Annotated in this window: 15 protein-coding genes and 2 pseudogenes; 11 read left to right on the top strand and 6 right to left on the bottom strand. The window is 70.9% G+C overall.

Annotation, left to right across the window (positions count from 1 at the left end):
• A partial coding sequence (locus E1262_RS28415) for a carbohydrate ABC transporter permease (protein ID WP_132107711.1) occupies positions 1–782 on the top strand: 782 nt, incomplete at its 5' end.
• On the opposite strand, the gene E1262_RS30675 is transcribed toward E1262_RS28415, so the two are convergent.
• Positions 772–1,437 (bottom strand): FadR/GntR family transcriptional regulator, encoded by a 666-nt coding sequence (locus E1262_RS30675; protein WP_420810566.1) that lies wholly within the window; start codon positions 1,435–1,437, stop codon positions 772–774. The genes E1262_RS28415 and E1262_RS30675 overlap by 11 nt on opposite strands.
• Positions 1,438–1,575: 138 nt before the next feature.
• Here E1262_RS30675 and E1262_RS30670 point away from each other — a divergent pair, with 138 nt between their 5' ends.
• Genes E1262_RS30670 through E1262_RS28380 form a run of 7 tightly spaced genes read left to right on the top strand, consistent with a single transcriptional unit; the run spans position 1,576 to position 8,727 of the window.
• Complete coding sequence (locus E1262_RS30670; protein WP_162606132.1) at positions 1,576–2,784, top strand: mandelate racemase/muconate lactonizing enzyme family protein; 1,209 nt, start codon at positions 1,576–1,578, stop codon at positions 2,782–2,784.
• Positions 2,777–3,763, top strand: a complete 987-nt coding sequence (locus E1262_RS28405) for a zinc-dependent alcohol dehydrogenase (protein WP_132107709.1) — start codon at positions 2,777–2,779, stop codon at positions 3,761–3,763. The genes E1262_RS30670 and E1262_RS28405 overlap by 8 nt, the downstream gene beginning before the upstream one ends.
• Positions 3,751–4,395, top strand: coding sequence for an RraA family protein (locus E1262_RS28400; protein ID WP_132107708.1), 645 nt, complete (start codon positions 3,751–3,753; stop codon positions 4,393–4,395). Before E1262_RS28405 ends, E1262_RS28400 begins: the two co-directional genes overlap by 13 nt.
• Entirely contained in the window at positions 4,395–5,768 is a 1,374-nt protein-coding gene (locus E1262_RS28395) for an alpha-amylase family glycosyl hydrolase (RefSeq protein ID WP_132107707.1), read from the top strand. Before E1262_RS28400 ends, E1262_RS28395 begins: the two co-directional genes overlap by 1 nt.
• A complete protein-coding gene (locus tag E1262_RS28390) occupies positions 5,765–7,021 on the top strand; it encodes an ABC transporter substrate-binding protein (protein ID WP_132107706.1) in 1,257 nt (418 codons plus the stop codon). The genes E1262_RS28395 and E1262_RS28390 overlap by 4 nt, the downstream gene beginning before the upstream one ends.
• 15 nt (positions 7,022–7,036) lie before the next feature.
• Positions 7,037–7,909 (top strand): carbohydrate ABC transporter permease, encoded by an 873-nt coding sequence (locus E1262_RS28385; protein ID WP_238993086.1) that lies wholly within the window; start codon positions 7,037–7,039, stop codon positions 7,907–7,909.
• Entirely contained in the window at positions 7,906–8,727 is an 822-nt protein-coding gene (locus E1262_RS28380; RefSeq protein ID WP_132107704.1) for a carbohydrate ABC transporter permease, read from the top strand. Before E1262_RS28385 ends, E1262_RS28380 begins: the two co-directional genes overlap by 4 nt.
• Here E1262_RS28380 and E1262_RS28375 read toward each other — a convergent pair.
• Positions 8,717–9,724 (bottom strand): LacI family DNA-binding transcriptional regulator, encoded by a 1,008-nt coding sequence (locus E1262_RS28375; RefSeq protein ID WP_162606131.1) that lies wholly within the window; start codon positions 9,722–9,724, stop codon positions 8,717–8,719. The genes E1262_RS28380 and E1262_RS28375 overlap by 11 nt on opposite strands.
• 172 nt (positions 9,725–9,896) lie before the next feature.
• Here E1262_RS28375 and E1262_RS28370 point away from each other — a divergent pair, with 172 nt between their 5' ends.
• Positions 9,897–10,751: an alpha/beta hydrolase gene (locus E1262_RS28370; RefSeq protein WP_162606130.1), complete on the top strand. Its 855-nt coding sequence runs from the start codon at positions 9,897–9,899 to the stop codon at positions 10,749–10,751.
• A 980-nt stretch (positions 10,752–11,731) separates the two neighbouring features.
• A pseudogene (locus E1262_RS28360) lies at positions 11,732–12,206 on the top strand (NUDIX hydrolase).
• A 74-nt stretch (positions 12,207–12,280) separates the two neighbouring features.
• Here E1262_RS28360 and E1262_RS28355 read toward each other — a convergent pair.
• Positions 12,281–12,850 carry a GNAT family N-acetyltransferase gene (locus tag E1262_RS28355; protein WP_132107701.1) on the bottom strand — a complete coding sequence of 190 codons (570 nt, stop codon included), beginning with the start codon at positions 12,848–12,850 and terminating at the stop codon, positions 12,281–12,283.
• 415 nt (positions 12,851–13,265) lie between these two features.
• Between E1262_RS28355 and E1262_RS28350 the strand changes: the two genes are divergently transcribed.
• Positions 13,266–14,273 carry an RNA polymerase subunit sigma-70 gene (locus E1262_RS28350; RefSeq protein WP_132107700.1) on the top strand — a complete coding sequence of 336 codons (1,008 nt, stop codon included), beginning with the start codon at positions 13,266–13,268 and terminating at the stop codon, positions 14,271–14,273.
• 306 nt (positions 14,274–14,579) lie between these two features.
• Here the strand turns inward: E1262_RS28350 and E1262_RS28345 are convergent, their stop codons facing one another.
• From E1262_RS28345 to E1262_RS28335, 3 genes and pseudogenes are all read right to left on the bottom strand, one after another.
• Positions 14,580–15,164, bottom strand: coding sequence for a dihydrofolate reductase family protein (locus tag E1262_RS28345; RefSeq protein ID WP_203454606.1), 585 nt, complete (start codon positions 15,162–15,164; stop codon positions 14,580–14,582).
• Between the two features lie 199 nt (positions 15,165–15,363).
• Positions 15,364–15,468: pseudogene (locus E1262_RS32255) on the bottom strand (IS5 family transposase); the annotation flags it as partial.
• A gap of 406 nt (positions 15,469–15,874) precedes the next feature.
• Positions 15,875–16,639 (bottom strand): LEM-3-like GIY-YIG domain-containing protein, encoded by a 765-nt coding sequence (locus E1262_RS28335; protein ID WP_132107697.1) that lies wholly within the window; start codon positions 16,637–16,639, stop codon positions 15,875–15,877.
• Between the last annotated feature and the right edge of the window lie 215 nt (positions 16,640–16,854).

The following is a 16,854-nucleotide window of genomic DNA, read 5'->3' as shown; positions in this document are numbered from 1 at the left end:
TCGTCGCCGTGCTGGTGCTGACCGTGTTGCCGCTGCTCAGCATGCTGTCGGCGGCACTGCAACCGCCCGGGACGGTGCCGCTCGGGCTGCAGTGGCCGAGCGACCCGCACTGGGAGAACTTCGCCGAGGCGTTCCGGGTGGCCCGGCTGCCGGCGCTGTTGGCGTCCAGCAGTGTCATCGTGCTCGGCGTGGTGCCGGTCGCGCTGATGTTCGCGACGCTGGCCGGCTACGCGCTCGGCCGGCTGCGGGTGCCCGGCTCGCGCTGGGTGCTGGTCGTGCTGGTGCTCGGCCTCACCGTGCCGTTCGAGTCGATCACCACTCCGCTCTACTACCAGGTCCGCGCGCTGGGCCTGCTGAACACGCCGTGGGCGATCATCCTGCCGCTGGTCGGGCTGCTGATGCCGTTCGCCGTCATCTGGATGCACGCGCACTTCCGCGGTGTACCGGCCGAGCTGGCCGAGGCCGCCCGGGTGGACGGCGCGAGCTGGTGGCAGGAACTGGTCCGGGTGCAGCTGCCGCTGGCCCGCCCGGCGCTCTCGGCGCTGGCCATCCTGCTGTTCCTCTGGACGTGGAACCAGTATCTGCTCGCGATCGTGCTGGTCGACGACCCGTTGAAGCGGACGATGGCGGGCGCGCTCGGCGCCTTCCAGGGGGAGTACGGCACCGACCTGGTGCTGCTCAGCGCCGGCACGCTGCTGATCATCACGCCGACGATCGTGGTGTTCCTGATCTTCCAGCGGCAGTTCGTCCGGGCGCTGCTGCAGGGTGCGGTCAAGGGGTGATGATCAGCAGCACCTGCTCGAAGTGGTGGTCCATCGCGGCGACGGCCCGGGCCGGGTCGCCGCCGGCGATGGCGTCGAGGATCGCGACGTGGATCTGCTGCACCTTGTCGACGTGCCCGGCGCCGGCCCAGACGTCCAGGCCGCGCTCGATCGACGCGCGCATCGGCAGCCGGATCGCCTCGACCAGGTGGGCCAGCATCGCGTTGCGCGACGCCCGGGCGATGGCCAGGTGGAACGCGGTGTCCAGCTCGGCGTAGCGGACCGGGTCGTCCATCGCCGCGCCCATCTGGTCGACCAGCTCGCGCAGCGTGGCGACGTCGTCGGCGGTGGCCCGGTCCGCGGCCAGCCGGGCCGCCTCGGCCTCGACGCCGCGGCGGACCTCCAGCAGCTCGACCGTCGAGACGTCCTTCAGCCGGGTGGCGAAGTCGACGTAGGTGGCCAGCGGCGTCGCGGTCAGCGGCCTGATCACCGAGCCGACCCCATTGACGATCTCGACGACGCCCTGGACCTGCAGCGAGCGCAGCGCCTCGCGCACGACGGCGCGGCTGACGCCGAACTCCGACGCCAGCTCGGCCTCTGGCGGGAGCGTCTCGCCGACGCTGATCCGGCCCTGCTCGACGTCGGTGAGCAGCGACTCGATGACCAGATCGGGCAGGCTCTGCCGCTGCACGCGGCGGGAACTCCGTTCGACCACGAGCGGAAGCATAGCAGGCAAGCTATCGGACAGCTTGACAGCTCGACTTGTTCGCGCGCAGACTGCCGGACCAACGGCAATCGGCGCGAGGAGGGCTCGGTGCGCATACGCAGCGTCAGCACGGCGGTCGTGGCGGCGAACTTCGACTGGACGATCGTCCAGATCGAGACCGACGACGGGCTCGTGGGCTGGGGCGAGTGCTTCTTCGCGCCCGGCATGACCAGCATCGTCACCGAGCTGGCCGAGTTGCTGATCGGTCACGACCCGCGTGACGTGAACCGGCTGACGAACCGGCTCTACGCGGCCGGCTCCGGTGCGGGGTCGGCCGGCGGGATCCTGCTGAACGCGATCTCCGGCATCGATGGGGCGCTGTGGGACCTGACGGCGCGCGCCCACGGCGCACCGCTGTGGCGGCTGCTCGGCGGCCGGTTCCACGACTCCGTCCGGGTCTACGCGGACTGCCACGGCTCGTCGGCGCTGATGAGCCTCGGGCCGCTGCTGCAGCTGCGCCCGTCCGGCCGGATGCTGTTCGACCCCGGCGCCGAGACCGAGCCGCTGGACCTGGACCTCGTCGCCGAGAACGCGGCGGCGGCCGTCGCGCTCGGCTTCGACGCGGTGAAGTTCGACGTCGACGTGCCCGGCCTGGTGCCCGTGTCCGCGGGCGGCCGGCGGCTGCAGCCGTCGGCGCTGGACCTGCTGGTCAAGCTGATCGCGGCGATCAAGCGCGGCACCGCCGGCGCGGCCGAGATCGCGCTGGACTGCCACTGGCGGTACGACCTGCCGACGGCGCGGGCGATCGCCGAGCGGTGCGCCGACGCCGGGCTGCTCTGGCTGGAGGACCCGCTGGCGGTCGAGAACGGCGACGGGCTGCGCGAGCTGGCCCGCTCCACGTCGGTGCCGCTGGCCACCGGCGAGAACCTGTACCGCTGGGCCGGCTTCGCGCCGCTGCTGCGCGACCAGGCGGTCGCCGTCGTCACGCCGGACCTGGGCAAGGTCGGCGGCCTCGCCGAGGCGCGGCTGATCGGCCAGACGGCGGACGCCGCGGGCTTGGCCGTCGCGCCGCACAACATCGCCGGCCCGGTCGGCACCGCCTTCGCCGCGCAGGTCAGCGCCACGCTCCCGAACCTGCTGGCGCTGGAGTACCACGCGATGTCGGTGCCGTTCTTCGACGAGCTGATCGGCGGCGGCCCGCTCATCGAGGGCGGGCGGATCGCGATGACCGAGCGCCCCGGCATCGGCGTGGAGGTCGACGTCGACGCGGTCCGGCGGCACGCCAAGCCCGGTGAGCCGGTGTTCGGCGATGGCTGAGATGACGGCGGTCGCCTGGCACGGCCGCGGTGACGTCCGGGTCGGCCCGTGGCCGCTCGCCGACGCGCCGCCGGCCGGCTGGGTGCGGCTGCGGGTCGCCTGGTGCGGGCTGTGCGGCTCCGACGTCACCGAGTACGCATGCGGCCCGGTGGTGATCCCGCGGGCGCCGCTGGTGCTCGGCCACGAGATCGCCGGGACGGACGCCGCGACCGGCGCGGCGATGGTCACCGACACGCTGATCGGCTGTGGGACCTGTACGCACTGCCGGGCCGGCGACGTCAACCTCTGCACGCGGCTCAGGGCGGCCGGCCTGTCCGCGGACGGGGGACTGGCCGACTACGTCGACGTCCCCGCGGAGAGCTGCGTGCCGGTGCCGGACGGGCTGCCGCTGGACGTCGCCGCGCTGGCCGAGCCGCTGGCCGTCGCCGTCCGCGCGGTGCGCCGGGCCGGGCCGCTGGACGACGCCGAGGTCGTCGTGCTCGGCGCCGGGACGGTCGGCCTGCTGGTCGCGATACTGCTGCCGGCGCCGCCGGTCCTCGTCGAGCGCCGGCCGGAACAGCGCGACCTCGCCGCTCGGCTCACCGCCGCCCGCGTCGTCGACACCCTGCCCGCGTCCGGCGACGGAAAGGTCGTCGCGTTCGAGTGCACCGGCAGCGCCGACGCGCTGAACGCGCTGATCGCCGCGCTGCCCGCGCACTCGCGGATCGTGCTGGCCGGCGTGCACGGCCGCCGCACCCCGACCGATCTGCACACGCTGCTGCACCGCGAACTGGAGTTCGTCGGCTCGCTCTCGCACAGCCGGGCCGACATGCGACGAGCCGTCGAGGTGCTGGCCGCGGACCCCGGCCGGTTCGCGCCGCTCGTCACGCACCGCATCGGCTGGAGCGACGTGCCGGACGCGCTGCGCGACCTGGCCGGCGCCCATCCCACGGCGGGGAAGGTCCTCGCCGGACCCAGAGGAGACCGATGGACGACCTGACAGCCCGGCTCGGCGCCCTCTACTCGGCGGTCGTATCCGACGTGCTCGACGACGTCGGCTTCCGGCACGCGACGATGGCGCCGGCGCTGCACGGCCTCGGCGCGCCGGCCCGGATGGCCGGCCGGGCGGCGACGCTGGACGTGATCGCCGTCGACGTGGTGCCGGACGAGCGGTACACCGTCCAGTTCCAGGCCGTCGACCGGCTCCGGGCCGGCGAGATCATGGTGGTGTCCGCGCCGGACGTGCCCAGCGCGTTCTGGGGCGAGCTGATCACCACCCGGGCGATGGTCGAGGGGTGCGTCGGCGCCGTCGTCGACGGGTACACGCGCGACCTGCGCCGGATCCGCGACCACGACTTCGGGCTGTGGGCCCGCGGCACCCACCCGGCCGACTCGGCCGGACGGCTGGAGGCGGTCCGCGGCGGCGTCCCGGTGACGTGCGGCGGCGTCCGGGTCGAGCCCGGCGACTACGTCCTGGCCGACGGTGACGGCGTCGTCGTCGTGCCCGCGGCGATGGCGGCCGACGTCGTCGCGGCCGCCGAGGAGAAGGCCCGCACCGAGGACACCGTCCGCGAGACGCTCCGGGCCGGGGCCGGCATCGTGGAGACCTACGACCGCTACGGCGTGATGTGATGACGCTCCCGATCGAGGACCCCGAGCGCGTCGGCGCACCCGACTGGACCGCCGAGCTGGTCGTCTACGAGCTGAACCCGCGCGGCTTCACCTCGCCGGACGGCGCCGGCGACGGCCACGGCAGCGGCACCTTCCGCAGCACCGCCGAGCGTATCCCGTACCTCGCCGACCTCGGGATCACCGCGATCTGGCTGGCCGGCTTCCACGAGGCGACCGCGCACTTCTACGGCGTCTGGAGTACCTACGCCGCCCGCCGGTTCGACCGCACCGACCCGGCGCTGGGCACGCTGGCCGACTTCGACCACCTCGTCGACGCCGCGCACCGGCACGGGATCAAGGTGCTGGTCGACGTCATCGCGCACGGCGTGCTGCGCGACAGCCCGCTGGTCGCCGAGCACCCGGACTGGTTCCTCCCGGACGGCACGTGGGGCATGTGCGACTTCGACTACGCGAACTCGGGCTTCCGCGACTGGTGGGCCGGACTGTGGACGTCGTACGTCACCGAGCACGGCGTCGACGGTTTTCGGGTCGACGTCGACCTCTACGACGTGACGCTCTGGGACGAGATCGCCCGCCGGGCCGCGGCCGCCGGGCGCCCCGTCCTGATCATGCCGGAGAACGGCCGCTACCACCTCGGCCAGCGGGACTGGCGCGGGTTCAGCCCGGACATCGCCGCCGAGTGGAACGCGAACCGGCACCGCTTCAGCACACACCAGATCAGCTGCCACGACGAGGGCTGGTCGGACGGGCCGGGCTCGCACTACCAGCTGCGCGGCAGCCGGGCCCGGTTCGGCTACGCGTCCGCGCTGAGCCACCGGGTCCCGGTGTTGTTCGCCGGCGAGGAGTTCGACGCGACGCAGGTCGGCCTGCCCGCCGTTCGCCGCGGCCTGTTCGGCGCCGGCGGGCCGGGCGGCTGGCTGTACGGCTGCCAGGTCCCCTGGGACCAGCTCGACGCCGACCCGGCCAAGCAGGCCATGCACGCCGACGTCCGCCGCGTCCTCGCGATCCGGCGCGAGCACCGCGACCTCATCAACGCCGACCGGTGGGCGAACGACCTGGTCGCGCTGGACGCCGACCCGGCGCCGGCGCTGGTCCCGTACGCCCGGTTCCGCGCCGGCGAGAAGGCGATCGTCGTCGCCGGCAACGAGACCCCGTCGCCGCTGTCCATGACGATCCGGCTGCCGCTGGACGCGCTGGGCCTGGCCGGGCACGGCCCGTTCCGGGTGAGCGACGCCTGGAACGGCGGCACGTCCGTCGTCGACGAGAAAGAGCTGGCCGATGGCCTCGCGCTCACCCTCGGCCCGGACACCGCCCCCCGCGGTGGCCTCGCCGTCCACGTCATCACTCCCACCGAGGAGGAGATCCGATCATGAAGAAGAGCCTGCTCTGCGTCGCCGCCCTGCTGGCCCTGGCCGGCTGCTCCGGTTCGACGCCCGCCGACAACGCTGGGGCCAGCGGCGGCGAGGAGGGCCGCGGCCCGATCGCCGTCGCCTCCCGGCCGGATCCCGGCGGCGTCTTCCAGACGCTGGCCGACCGGTGGAACGAGAGCCACCCGGGCGAGCCGGTCGAGCTGATCGAGCAGCCCCAGAGCTCCGACGACGCCCGCGCCCAGCTGGTGCAGAACCTGCAGGCGCGCAGCACCGAGTTCGACCTCATCCTGGCCAACAACGTCTGGATCTCCGAGTTCGCCGCCCGCGGCTGGATCGCCGAGCTGCCCGCGGATGAGCTGCCCGCCGACGGGCTGCTCGAGGCGCCGCTGGCCACCGCCGAGTACGACGGCGCGCTGTACGCGGTACCGCTGTTCACCGACGCCGGCCTGCTCTACTACCGCACCGACCTGGTGCCCGAGCCGCCGTCGACGTTCGCCGAGCTGATCGGGTACTGCGACATCGCCGCCGCCCAGGGCATGGGCTGCTACGCCGGCCAGTACGCCAAGACCGACGGGCTCACCGTCAACGCGCAGGAGGCGATCAACGCGGCCGGCGGCGACGTGCTGGACGAGTCCGGCGCGCCCGACGTCGGCACCGCCGAGGCGGCCGCCGGGCTGCAGCTGCTGCGCGACGGCTTCGACCAGGGCTGGATCCCGCGCGAGGCGATCACCTACACCGAGGAGGAGGGCCGGACGGCGTTCCAGCAGGGCCGGCTGCTGTTCCTGCGCAACTGGCCGTACATGCACAACCTCGCCAGCGCCGAGGGTGACGGCAACGTCGTCGCCGGCAAGTTCGACGTCGCGCCGCTGCCCGGCATCGACGGGCCCGGCGCCAGCGCGCTCGGCGGTTGGAACCTGGCCGTCAGCAGCTACAGCGAGCACCCGGAGACCGCCCGCGACTTCGCGCTGTGGCTACTGGAGCCGGAGCAGCAGCGGACGCTGGTCACCGACGGCGGGCTGTCGCCGGTGCTGGCCGAGCTGTACGACGACCCCGAGCTGGTGGCGCAATACCCCTACCTGCCGACGCTGAAGGACGCGCTCGCGAACGCCCGGCCGCTGCCGAAGTCGCCGGTGTGGAGCGCGATCTCGCTGGCCGTCCAGGACTCCGTCTACGCCGTGCTCCAAGGCGAGCTGGACCCCGCCGATGCCGTCGAGCAGCTGCAGGCCGCGCTCACCGACGCGATCGAGAACGCGTAGCCGATGGCCGTGACGATGCAGACGGCCGAGCGGCGGCTGGGCCGGCGGCTGCTGCTGCCCACCACCGTCCTGCTCGTCCTGATGGTCGGCTACCCGATCGTCTGGGCCCTGCGCCTGTCGCTGTATTCCGACAGCATCACCGGTGCGACCCGGTTCCTTGGGCTGGACAACTACACCCGGGCACTGTGGGGCGCCGACGCGGAGCGGTTCTGGTCCGCCGCCTGGAACACCGCCCTGTTCACCGTGACCGCCGGTGGCCTGGAACTGGTGATCGGGGTCGCGATGGCGCTGGTCATGCACCATCTCGGGGCGTTCCGAGGACCGGTGCGGGCGATGATCCTGGTGCCGTGGGCGATCCCGACGGCGGTCGCGGCGGTTCTGTGGCAGTGGATGCTCACCCCGAACGGGATCGTCAACGACCTGCTCGGCCGGCAGATTCTGTGGACCGGCGAGACGACGGCGGCGAGGGCGGCGATCGTGCTGGTCGACGTGTGGAAGACGGCGCCGTTCGTCGGGCTGCTGGTGCTCGCCGGGCTGCAGCTGATCCCGAAGGAGCTGTACGAGTCGGCCAAGATGGACGGCGCCGGAGCGCTGCGCCGCTTCACCAGCGTCACGCTGCCGCTGGTGGCGCCGGCCATCTTGGTGGCGATGCTGTTCCGGATCCTCGATCTGATGCGGCTCTACGACACCCCGGCCATCCTCACCAACGGCGCCAACGGCACCACCACGCTGTCGCTGTTCACCTACCAGGAGGCCATCGACCAGGTCCGGTTCGGCTACGGGTCCGCGCTCTCGACGCTGACGTTCATGCTCGTGTTCGGCGTCGCGCTGCTGGTCATCCGGGGGTGCGGGGTGAAGGTGTTCGAGACGGGGGAGGGCCGGCGATGAGGGTTCAGCTGGCCCGGCTGGCCGGGTTCGCCGTGCTGGCGTTCTGGTGCCTGTTCCCGCTGTACTGGATGGTCGTCTCCAGCCTCAAGGGGCAGTCGGCCATCCTCAGCAACGCGCTGCTGCCGGCGGCGCCGTCGCTGGACAATTACGAGACGATCTTCCAGGGCGCGCACAACCTGCTCTACGCGCTGCGCAACAGCGTCATCGTCGCCGGGACGACCACCGTCGTCGCGCTGCTGGTCGGCACGTCGGCCGCGTACGCGGCGGCCCGGCTGCCGCTGCGGCGACGCGGGCTGGTCCTCGGCGTGATCCTGGCCGCGTCGACGTTCCCGCACATCGCGATCGTCCCGCCGCTGTTCCAGCTGTTCACCGACTGGGGCTGGATCGACACGTACCAGGCGCTGGTGCTGCCCTACGTCAGCTTCGGGCTGCCGTTCGCGATCTGGGTGCTGTACGGCTACTTCCGGCAGCTGCCGTGGGAGCTGGAGCAGGCCGCGCAGGTCGACGGATGCACGCCGCTGACGGCGTTCCGGCGGGTGGTGCTGCCGCTGGCCGCGCCGGGCGTGTTCACAACGGCGATCCTGGTGTTCGTCATCGCCTGGAACGAGTTCCTCCTGGCCAACACGTTCAGCCTCACGCTGGCGTCGCAGCCGGTCACCGTCGCGATCGCCCGGTTCACCGGCGGCAGCGAGCTGGAGCAGCCGTTCGGGCCGATCATGGCGGCCGGCGTCGTCGTCACCGTCCCGCTGCTGGTGATCGTGCTGATCTTCCAGCGCAAGATCATCGGCGGGCTGACCGCCGGCGGGCTCAAGGGCTGACCGGCGCGGTGGTCTCGCGGGGGATCAGCTCGAGGCCGAGGCGCTGGTCGCCGACGGGCGCGGCCGGGTCCTCCAGCAGCGTCCGCAGCGCCCGGACGGCCAGCCGGCCGGACTCCTCGTACGGGTGCCGCAGGGTCGTGAGTCCGAGCGCCTCGGCGACCGGGTCGTCGTCGACGCCGACGACGGAGAAGTCGCCGGGGACGTCCAGTCCGCGGCGGCGCAACTCGGTGGCCGCTCCGATCGCGACGAGGTCGCGCGAGCCGACGAACGCGGTGACCAAGCCGGCCAAGTCGGCGTCGCCGAGCACGGCGGCCACGCCCTCGCGCCCGGCGTTCGTCCCGCGCGCGACGATGACCTCGTGCACCGCCTCAATGCCGAGCACGTCGCGCAGGCCGGCCAGCGTGAGGTTCGGCGGGGAGTCGAACTGATACCGCTCGACCTCCTTGACGAAGATGATGCTCCGGTGGCCGAACTCATGGAGATGCCGGCCGATCTGGCGCCCGCCCTCGCGGAAGTCGACACCGATGGTCGGCAGACCGGGATAGCGAACGTCGAGCAGGATCGTCGGCAGCCGGTTCTTCAGCCGCTCGCCGATCTTCTCGTCCATCGGCACGCCGAGGTTGAGCAGGCCGTCGACATGACCCCGCACCGGGATGCTGGCCAGCACCGGAGAGTCCGCGACCGCGATGTCCTCGCAGTCGCTGACCAGCAGCTGCGTGCCGCTGTCGCCCAGCTCGGCCATCACCCCGGCCAGCCGCCGCGAGAAGCTCGGGTACGAGCTGAACGGTGCGACCGCGGCGATCCGGCCCAGGCCGCGCCGGGCCTGCATGACGGCCCGGACCTTCGGGATGAACCCGAGCTCATCGGCCGCGGTCAAGACGCGGTCGAGCGTGGGCTGCTTGACCCGGCCAGGTTGGTTCAGCGCCAGCGAGACCGTGGAGATGCTCACCTGGGCTCGCTGTGCGACGTCGTAGATCGTCACTTCCCTGCCGGTCATGGCACCGATAATATCCGCACTATCGAAGTGCTTCGATTCATTGAGGAGTGACATGCCGATCGATCCCGTCATCCGAGACTGGCTCCAGACCGCCCCCTCATTCCTGCCGCCGGACACGGGCCTAAGCGTCCCGGAGCGCCGAAGCCGGATGAAGGCGGCGTATGTCGCGGCGATGGCCGAGCTCGTGGGGGCCGATCCGCGGCTCGCGGCGGTTCGGGTCGAGGATGCGACTGTCCCGTACGGGTCGCGGGGCGTGCGGGTGCGGGTGTACCGGCCGCCGCTGCCGGACGGTGACAGCGTCCCGGCGTTCGTCCACCTTTTCGGCGGCGGCTGGTGGCAGAGCACATTCGACGGGCCGGACATGATCGAGCTGTGCCGGCGCACCGCGCTCGACGCCGGCGTGATCGTCGTCCAGGTCGACTACGCACTGGCGCCGGAGCGCCCGTACCCGGCGGCGCTGGAGGAGGCATACGCGGTGCTCGGCTGGCTGGCCGGCGGCGTCGACGGTCTCCCCGTGGACCCCGGGGCGATCGCCGTCGGCGGGGTCTCGGCCGGGGCGAATCTCGCGGCCGCCCTCTGCCGCCTGGCCCGCGATCGCGGCGGCCCGGCCATCGCGCTGCAGGTGCTAGAGGTGCCGGCGCTCGACGCGACGCTGGAGCTGTACGACGTCTCCGTCTTGAGCGCGCTGGGCAGCGGCGACGACTCTCGTCCCGCACCGTCCCTGGTCGAGGCATGGGACGGCTACGTCGGCAGCGCGGACCGGGCCGATCCGTACGTGTCGCCGGTGCGGGCGGCGGATTTCGCGGGACTGCCCGCTGCTCTCATCCTCACCGCGGAGTTCGACCCACTCTGGCGGGAGGGCCGGGCGTACGGCGACGCCCTGGCCGACGCCGGCGTGCGGGTCGTGTCGGTGACCTACGGCGGCCAGATCCACGGCGCGCCGTCACTGTCCGCCCTCTCCGCGTCGTCGCGGGCCTGGCGGGCCCAGGTCAGCTGGGCGCTCCGGACACTGCCTGGCGGCTGGTAGGCGACCTGCGGCTCACCCGTGTGCGACGGCGGCGTTGCGGGCGGTCGGCGCGGCGTTCGTCCGAGGCAACCCGTTGTCGCTCGGCGCTCGTCGCTCGTCGCGCTGGTCGGTCGCGGGCTGGTGGCGGCGGCCGCGGCCGACGCCGATGCCTCCGCGAGGCCGGCGAGCCCGGAACCCATCCACCGTCCCGGTGGATTGCCGGCCTCGGTGTAGTACGCCGTCACCGCCGAGATACCCGGCATCTGGTCACTGTCGGCCACGATCCCCCGGAGCAGATAGCGGTAGCCGTCGCCGGCGTGCAGCTCCTTGATCGAGATCACGCGCGCTCGCCAACAGCTCGCGCACGCTGCGCGCGCTTTCGGCACCGATCAGAACAATGCCGCGCATCAGATCGCCGCGCAGGGAACACGGTCGGGCACATCGCGCAGACCACCAACAACAGCGACCTCACGCTGTCCCGCACGCTCAGCCCGCGCGGCCCTGAACGCCCGCGCCCGACACCGATCCGAACAGTAGAGCGCATCTGATCGGCGCCCAGCCAACGACGTCGGGCAGCCCGCGCACCACCGGTCGACCAGCTGCGCCGCGGCCGGCCGCTCCTTCCGGCGCACTCGGTCCCGTTGACGAGCAGCGGCTCGGCGACACGGTCTGCCGCACCACCGCTGCGTGACGGTCTCCGGCTCATACCACGCGCCGCGGTTCCAGCACCGCTTCTGCCCTCGACCGTTCGTCCTCATGCCCAGTGGGTGGCCCCCGCCGCGCACAGTCACACTTGCGCGAACGGCTCCTGTTGGCGGAGCAGGAGTATTCGATGAGGGCGAATTGGTCCTTGTCGATCTTGGGCCGTGTGAAGCTGGCAGCGGACGCGCGGCACGCTCGACGGCCGGTCACCGTCAGCGTCCTGGACGCTGGGCGCGGTGACCAGCGCACCGATCGCGGGCAATCCGCGGGATCTTGAACGTGGGGGATAACGTGCGGGAGTGAGTTGTCGGCTGGCGGCCTATGCCGTGTGCATCGAGCACGGCCGGGTGCTGCTCGCCCGTCACGTGCCGCCGAAGGGCGAATCCCACAGGACGCTGCCGGGCGGCAAGGTCGAGCACGCCGAGGACCCGTTCGACGCGGTGATCCGGGAGGTCGCAGAGGAGACCGGCTGCGACGCGATGGTCGAACGCCTGCTGGGCGTGGACTCGAGGGTGATTCCCGCCGCTGACCGGCTGCTGCCCGGCCTGCCCGACCACCAGAACGTCGGCATCTTCTATCGGGTCCGTATCACTGGAGGCCGACTCCGGCCTGAGCCGAACGGCGACGTCGCGGAATCAGTGTGGACTCCGATCCCCGACGTCGCCTTCCTGCGCCGGTCATCGCTGGTCGATATCGGCCCTCGCCCTGGCGCAGACCGCCCCGGCAACCGGCCACGTCGCTCCCGTTCCGGTCGGCGGACTGATCCAGCACTGAGGCCACCACCAACGTCGACGCGGCCCGGGGTGTCCGTCATCCGGTAGGCCTGCGCTGTGGCGTGGTCTGGAGTTCTAGGGCCTGAGGCTGTTGAGATCAAGGAGGTATTGCCGACACACGTAGACCCGGCGGAACCGGGCGCGCATCTGGGCTTCTCGCTCGATCGGCGCATGAGCGAACACTCGAACGGGCCTGAGCCCGTCGGGAGCCGCGAATGCGGTGTCGTCCTCGTCCCAGTCCTTGTAGACGTGCAGGTAGCGGAATCGTTCGTCGAAACCGTTCGCTTGATACCAGGCGTTCGCCGCAGGGTCTTCCCTGGTCCACGCACCCAGAGTCTGCACGTCGTGTCGGCGGAGCTCCGGGAGCGCGGTGTGCAGCAGTCGCGTGGCTGTGCCCATGCGGGCGAGCTCGGGCAGGACAGCCACCGTCTCGATCGTGGCGGCGTCGTCGCTGATGCTGACGTCGAGGATCCCGACGACGTCGTCGCCGACGATGCCCACGAGCCGGATCGACGGCTCGTCGAGGCTGGGCCGCTGGGTGACGACGTCGTCGTAGTACTGGGTGGGGAAGAAGCTCAGCAGCCGGCACCGCAGCCAGCTCTGGGCGTCGGCGTCCTTGTAGGGGCGGATCTGCGCAGAAGGCATCGATGGTCCATTCGTCGCTGGGCAGGCCAAGACAGGGGTGCCGACCAAGTGGCGGCGGGCTGGGTCTGCTCAGTACGACGACACGGATCGATCGTGGAGCACCGGCCGGGCCGACGGCAACCGAAATTGCGCTCCAAGGGGCCGTGGCCAGGTCGGGTAGAGACGTCTGATTTCTCGGGTGAGTTCTGGCGCCACTTTCGGGTGAGTTTTGGCCCCACCCTGGGCGCGTCGACGCGTGTTGTTGGAACGAGTTCTGGCTCCACTTGTTGATCTTGGGTGTCGCTCAACGGTCGGTGGGCCGGGCCCCATCCGCCCTGACGAACGGCCCGGTGTCAGCGGGCTTCACCGATCAGAAGTCCTCCGCCACGTCGTCAGTTCTGGTAGCCCTCTCGCACCGGTGGAAGGATTGATGACCATGACCGACGCTAGACCGCTGGGCGCCGACGAGGCCACGTTCATCGCGGCGGTCCGCTCAGGCGATACGGCGCGGTTCGCGCTCATCACGGAGCGCCACCGGCGTGAGCTGCAGGTGCACTGCTACCGGATGCTCGCGAACTACGAGGACGCCCAGGACATGACGCAGGAGACGTTCCTGCGAGCGTGGAACAAGCGGGAGTCGTTCAAGGGCCACGCTGCGCTGCGGACCTGGCTGTACCGCATCGCGACGAACGTCTGCCTCGACTTCCTGGAGAAGCGCAATAACCGCACGCCCGTACCGTCCGAGCTGCCGGACTCCGGCTCCGAGGTGCTGTACCTGCAGCCGTACCCCGACCGGATGCTCCCTGAGGACCCGCAGGAATCGGTGGTGGCGCGGGAGACGATCGAGCTGGCGTTCATCGTCGCCGTCCAGCACCTGCCGCCGCGGCAGCGGGCGGTGTTCATCCTGCGCGACGTCCTCGGCTGGCCGGCGTCGCTGGCCGCCGACGCCCTCGAGCTGACCGTCGCATCGGTGACCAGCGCACTGCAGCGGGCGCGCGTGACGATGCGCGAGCAACTGCCCGACCGCCGCCTCGACTGGCGCAGCCCCGCCACCCACGAGCTGTCGAATGACGAGCGCGGCGTGGTGAAGTCGTACATCGACGCCCATGAGCGCAACGACCTCAACGGGCTGATGTCCCTACTGCGCGACGACCTGCGCTTCGCGATGCTGCCCGAGCAGGGCACCTTGATCATGACGGCTAAGGACGCGGTGGACGGCTGGGTCTCCGGTGGGCTCTTCCAGCCCGGCTACGACGACTGGCGCTGTATCGCCACGACTGTCAACCGCATGCCTGCCGCCGTGCTGTACCTGCGCACCCCCGACGACCCGGAGTACCGGCTATTCGCCATCGCGGTCCTGCACATCGTCGACGGGAAGATCGCCGAGCTCACCGGATTCGACGCCACTGACAAACCATGGCTGGACCTGCCGCCGACACTGTGATCACACATGTCCCCATCGTCGACGAGTCCAGCGCACGGGCCGCCGTCACCGACGTCACTGCGGAATGAGCACACCGACCAGCTGAACACCACCGCCCCGCCGGCGTTGCCGGCGGGGCTTCCTCATGCCCGAAGAACATCGTCACGATCAACGACGCCGTCGCCCTCATCTCCAGCGAGTCGGTCAACAGCTCACTCGGAACGCAAGGAAGGGGCCGGGGGAAGGTTCCCTCAGAGCCGAGGGCCACGGTGAGCACGCCAGGAAGGATTTCAATCTGGCCTCACCTGCCGATCGTCTGGCCCGAGCTCATCGCCTGGTCTCGTATCGGGTCAGCACCACGCCGCCGGGAAATGTCCGGGTCTCCACCAGGGTCAGGTTCACCCAGTTGTCCAGGGCTGTGAAGAACGGCGTGCCACCGCCCACCAGGGCCGGGTGGGTGACCAGGAGGTATTCGTCGATCAGCCCGGCCCGCATGGCCGCCGCGGCGAGTGTGGCGCCGCAGATGTCCATGGGGCCGCCGTCGTCGGCCTTGAGCCTGGTGATCTCGGCAACTGCGTCGCCGGTGACCAGGCGGGCGTTCCAGCCGACCGTGCTGATCGTGGAGGAGAACACCACCTTCGGCATGTCCCGCCAGCGGCCGGCGAACTCGATCGCCGCCGGTGCGGCACCCGGCTGCTGGTCGGCGGTCGGCCAGTGGGAGCTCATCGCCTCCCACAGCTTGCGCCCGTACAGCGCTAGCCCGGTCGCCGCCACCCGGTCGGACCACCACTGGAACAGCTCGTCGCTCGGCGACGAGTCCGGTCCCTCACCCCCACTCCAGCCGAGGTCGTCGCCGGGCGCGGCGATGTAGCCGTCCACGGTCACATTCATGCCGAAGATCAGTTTCCGCATGGCGTCAGCCTCCCGTGAGTCGATCTCACACGTACAGACGGGCACGGCGCGAAAACCTAATCGGTGCGCGATCTGCGTCCGCAGGTAGTCCTCGCATTCCGGACTGAGAGCGTGTTTTAGAAGATCAACTTGCGGTGGTGAAGGTGCGTCGTTGCTGCCGGGTGGCGGCCCTCCGCGGGCGATCCTGCGGGATGGAGTTGATCGCGGCCCAGCGGATCAAGGCCTCGGAGATCGCGGGGTCGCGTTCGTAGTCCCGGGCCAGGCGACGGCGCGCGGTGAGCCAGGCGAAGGTGCGCTCGACGACCACCGGCGGGATGACGACGAAGCTGGCAGCCCGCGACACCAGATCCGGGAGGCGTCGGTGAAACCATTGTTGCTGGTCAGAGCTGGAGTCGGCGACGTCATGCGGCCTTTTAATCCGCGGGTTCAGGGTTCGATGCCCTGAGGATCCACGTCGCCGCGGTCATGGCGTCGGCGTCCGTCAGGCTGGCCGACCAGCCAGACCGCCGATCGCCCGTTCGAATGCCGCGATCGAGCGGTCCTGGTCGGCCCGTGCGCTCGCCGTGTCCACGCGGAGCAGATGAAGGTGTAGCTCATCGGAAGCGCGGTCCTCCGAAAGGTCGCACTGCCGCTGCCTCCTGCGGAGGCGAAGCAACTCTCTGCCGCTGACTGACCGGAATCGTTCACGGGTGACCCGGCTGGCCGATTCGTCAATCGTCTGCGTTGGGCGCCGGGATGCCTGACATGAACTTGCGGTAGGGGTTCTGTGCGCCGTCGAGGTTGAACCGCCGCACCGATGTGCCGAGGTAGTGGGCCATCTCTGGCGCCGGCTCCCCGACGAACCCCCAGCGGCCCACGTCGCCCTCGATAGGCGAGGGGAACCACGACGAGATGCGGTAGACGCCTCGGACAAGACCGCGGGCAACGCCGAAGGCGTATCGCGCATTCGCGCGCACATCAGCCCCGACCTTCCAGTGCCCACGGGTGTGCTCGTAGATCTCCTCGTCGTTCATGTCTGGCCGCCAGACGCGATTGATCATGAACACAACGGTCGGTCCGCTCGATCCTGGCGCGGGCTCCGCGGTGAGCTCGGCGACAACGGCTTGGACGCTGCTCAGGCCTCGCGTGGATGACCAGTGCCCACCGACCAGGTTTGTCAGCGCGAGCCCGGCGGCCTTGTATGCGTCGATGACCGCTTGTTCAACGATGAATGCCTCCGCCTCGGTGGCCAGATGCGTTCTGACGAACAGATGCTCGACTTCGCGCCCGTCGGCTTGGATAGCGTTGATTTTCGCCAGCTTGGCTCGCTCGCTGGCCGGGTCGGCGCCTGCCTCGCGTACATGAGAGAGGACTCTGCTGCCCTTGCCCTTCCCGACGTAGAACACCTGACCGTCGCGCGGATCTCGCAGCAGATAGACGTAGCAGCCGATCTGCTCGGCAACCTCAGGCGGTATCAGAGCCGGCGAACGGGTCACGTAAGAAACGATAGGCCCAGCGACGTGGATGCCCACGGCCCAGCCAAGACATCTCGACGACGCCGAACTGAACATCGGTCCTCCGGTCAAGCGGCCCCGATCGCAAGCCCCTCCCGCCTCATCAACGATCTGGACGGCTTCCTTGACCCGAGGCCCGCAACCGACATCCGCTCTCGGCCCCGGATGGTACGCACGTCCTACGCTCGAGATCGTCG

Origin of the sequence: Jiangella aurantiaca (genome assembly GCF_004349105.1) — a bacterium.
Taxonomy (GTDB): Bacteria; Actinomycetota; Actinomycetes; order Jiangellales; family Jiangellaceae; genus Jiangella; species Jiangella aurantiaca.
Note: the sequence above shows the minus strand (reverse complement) of the source record. Positions and strands in the feature narration are given on the sequence as shown.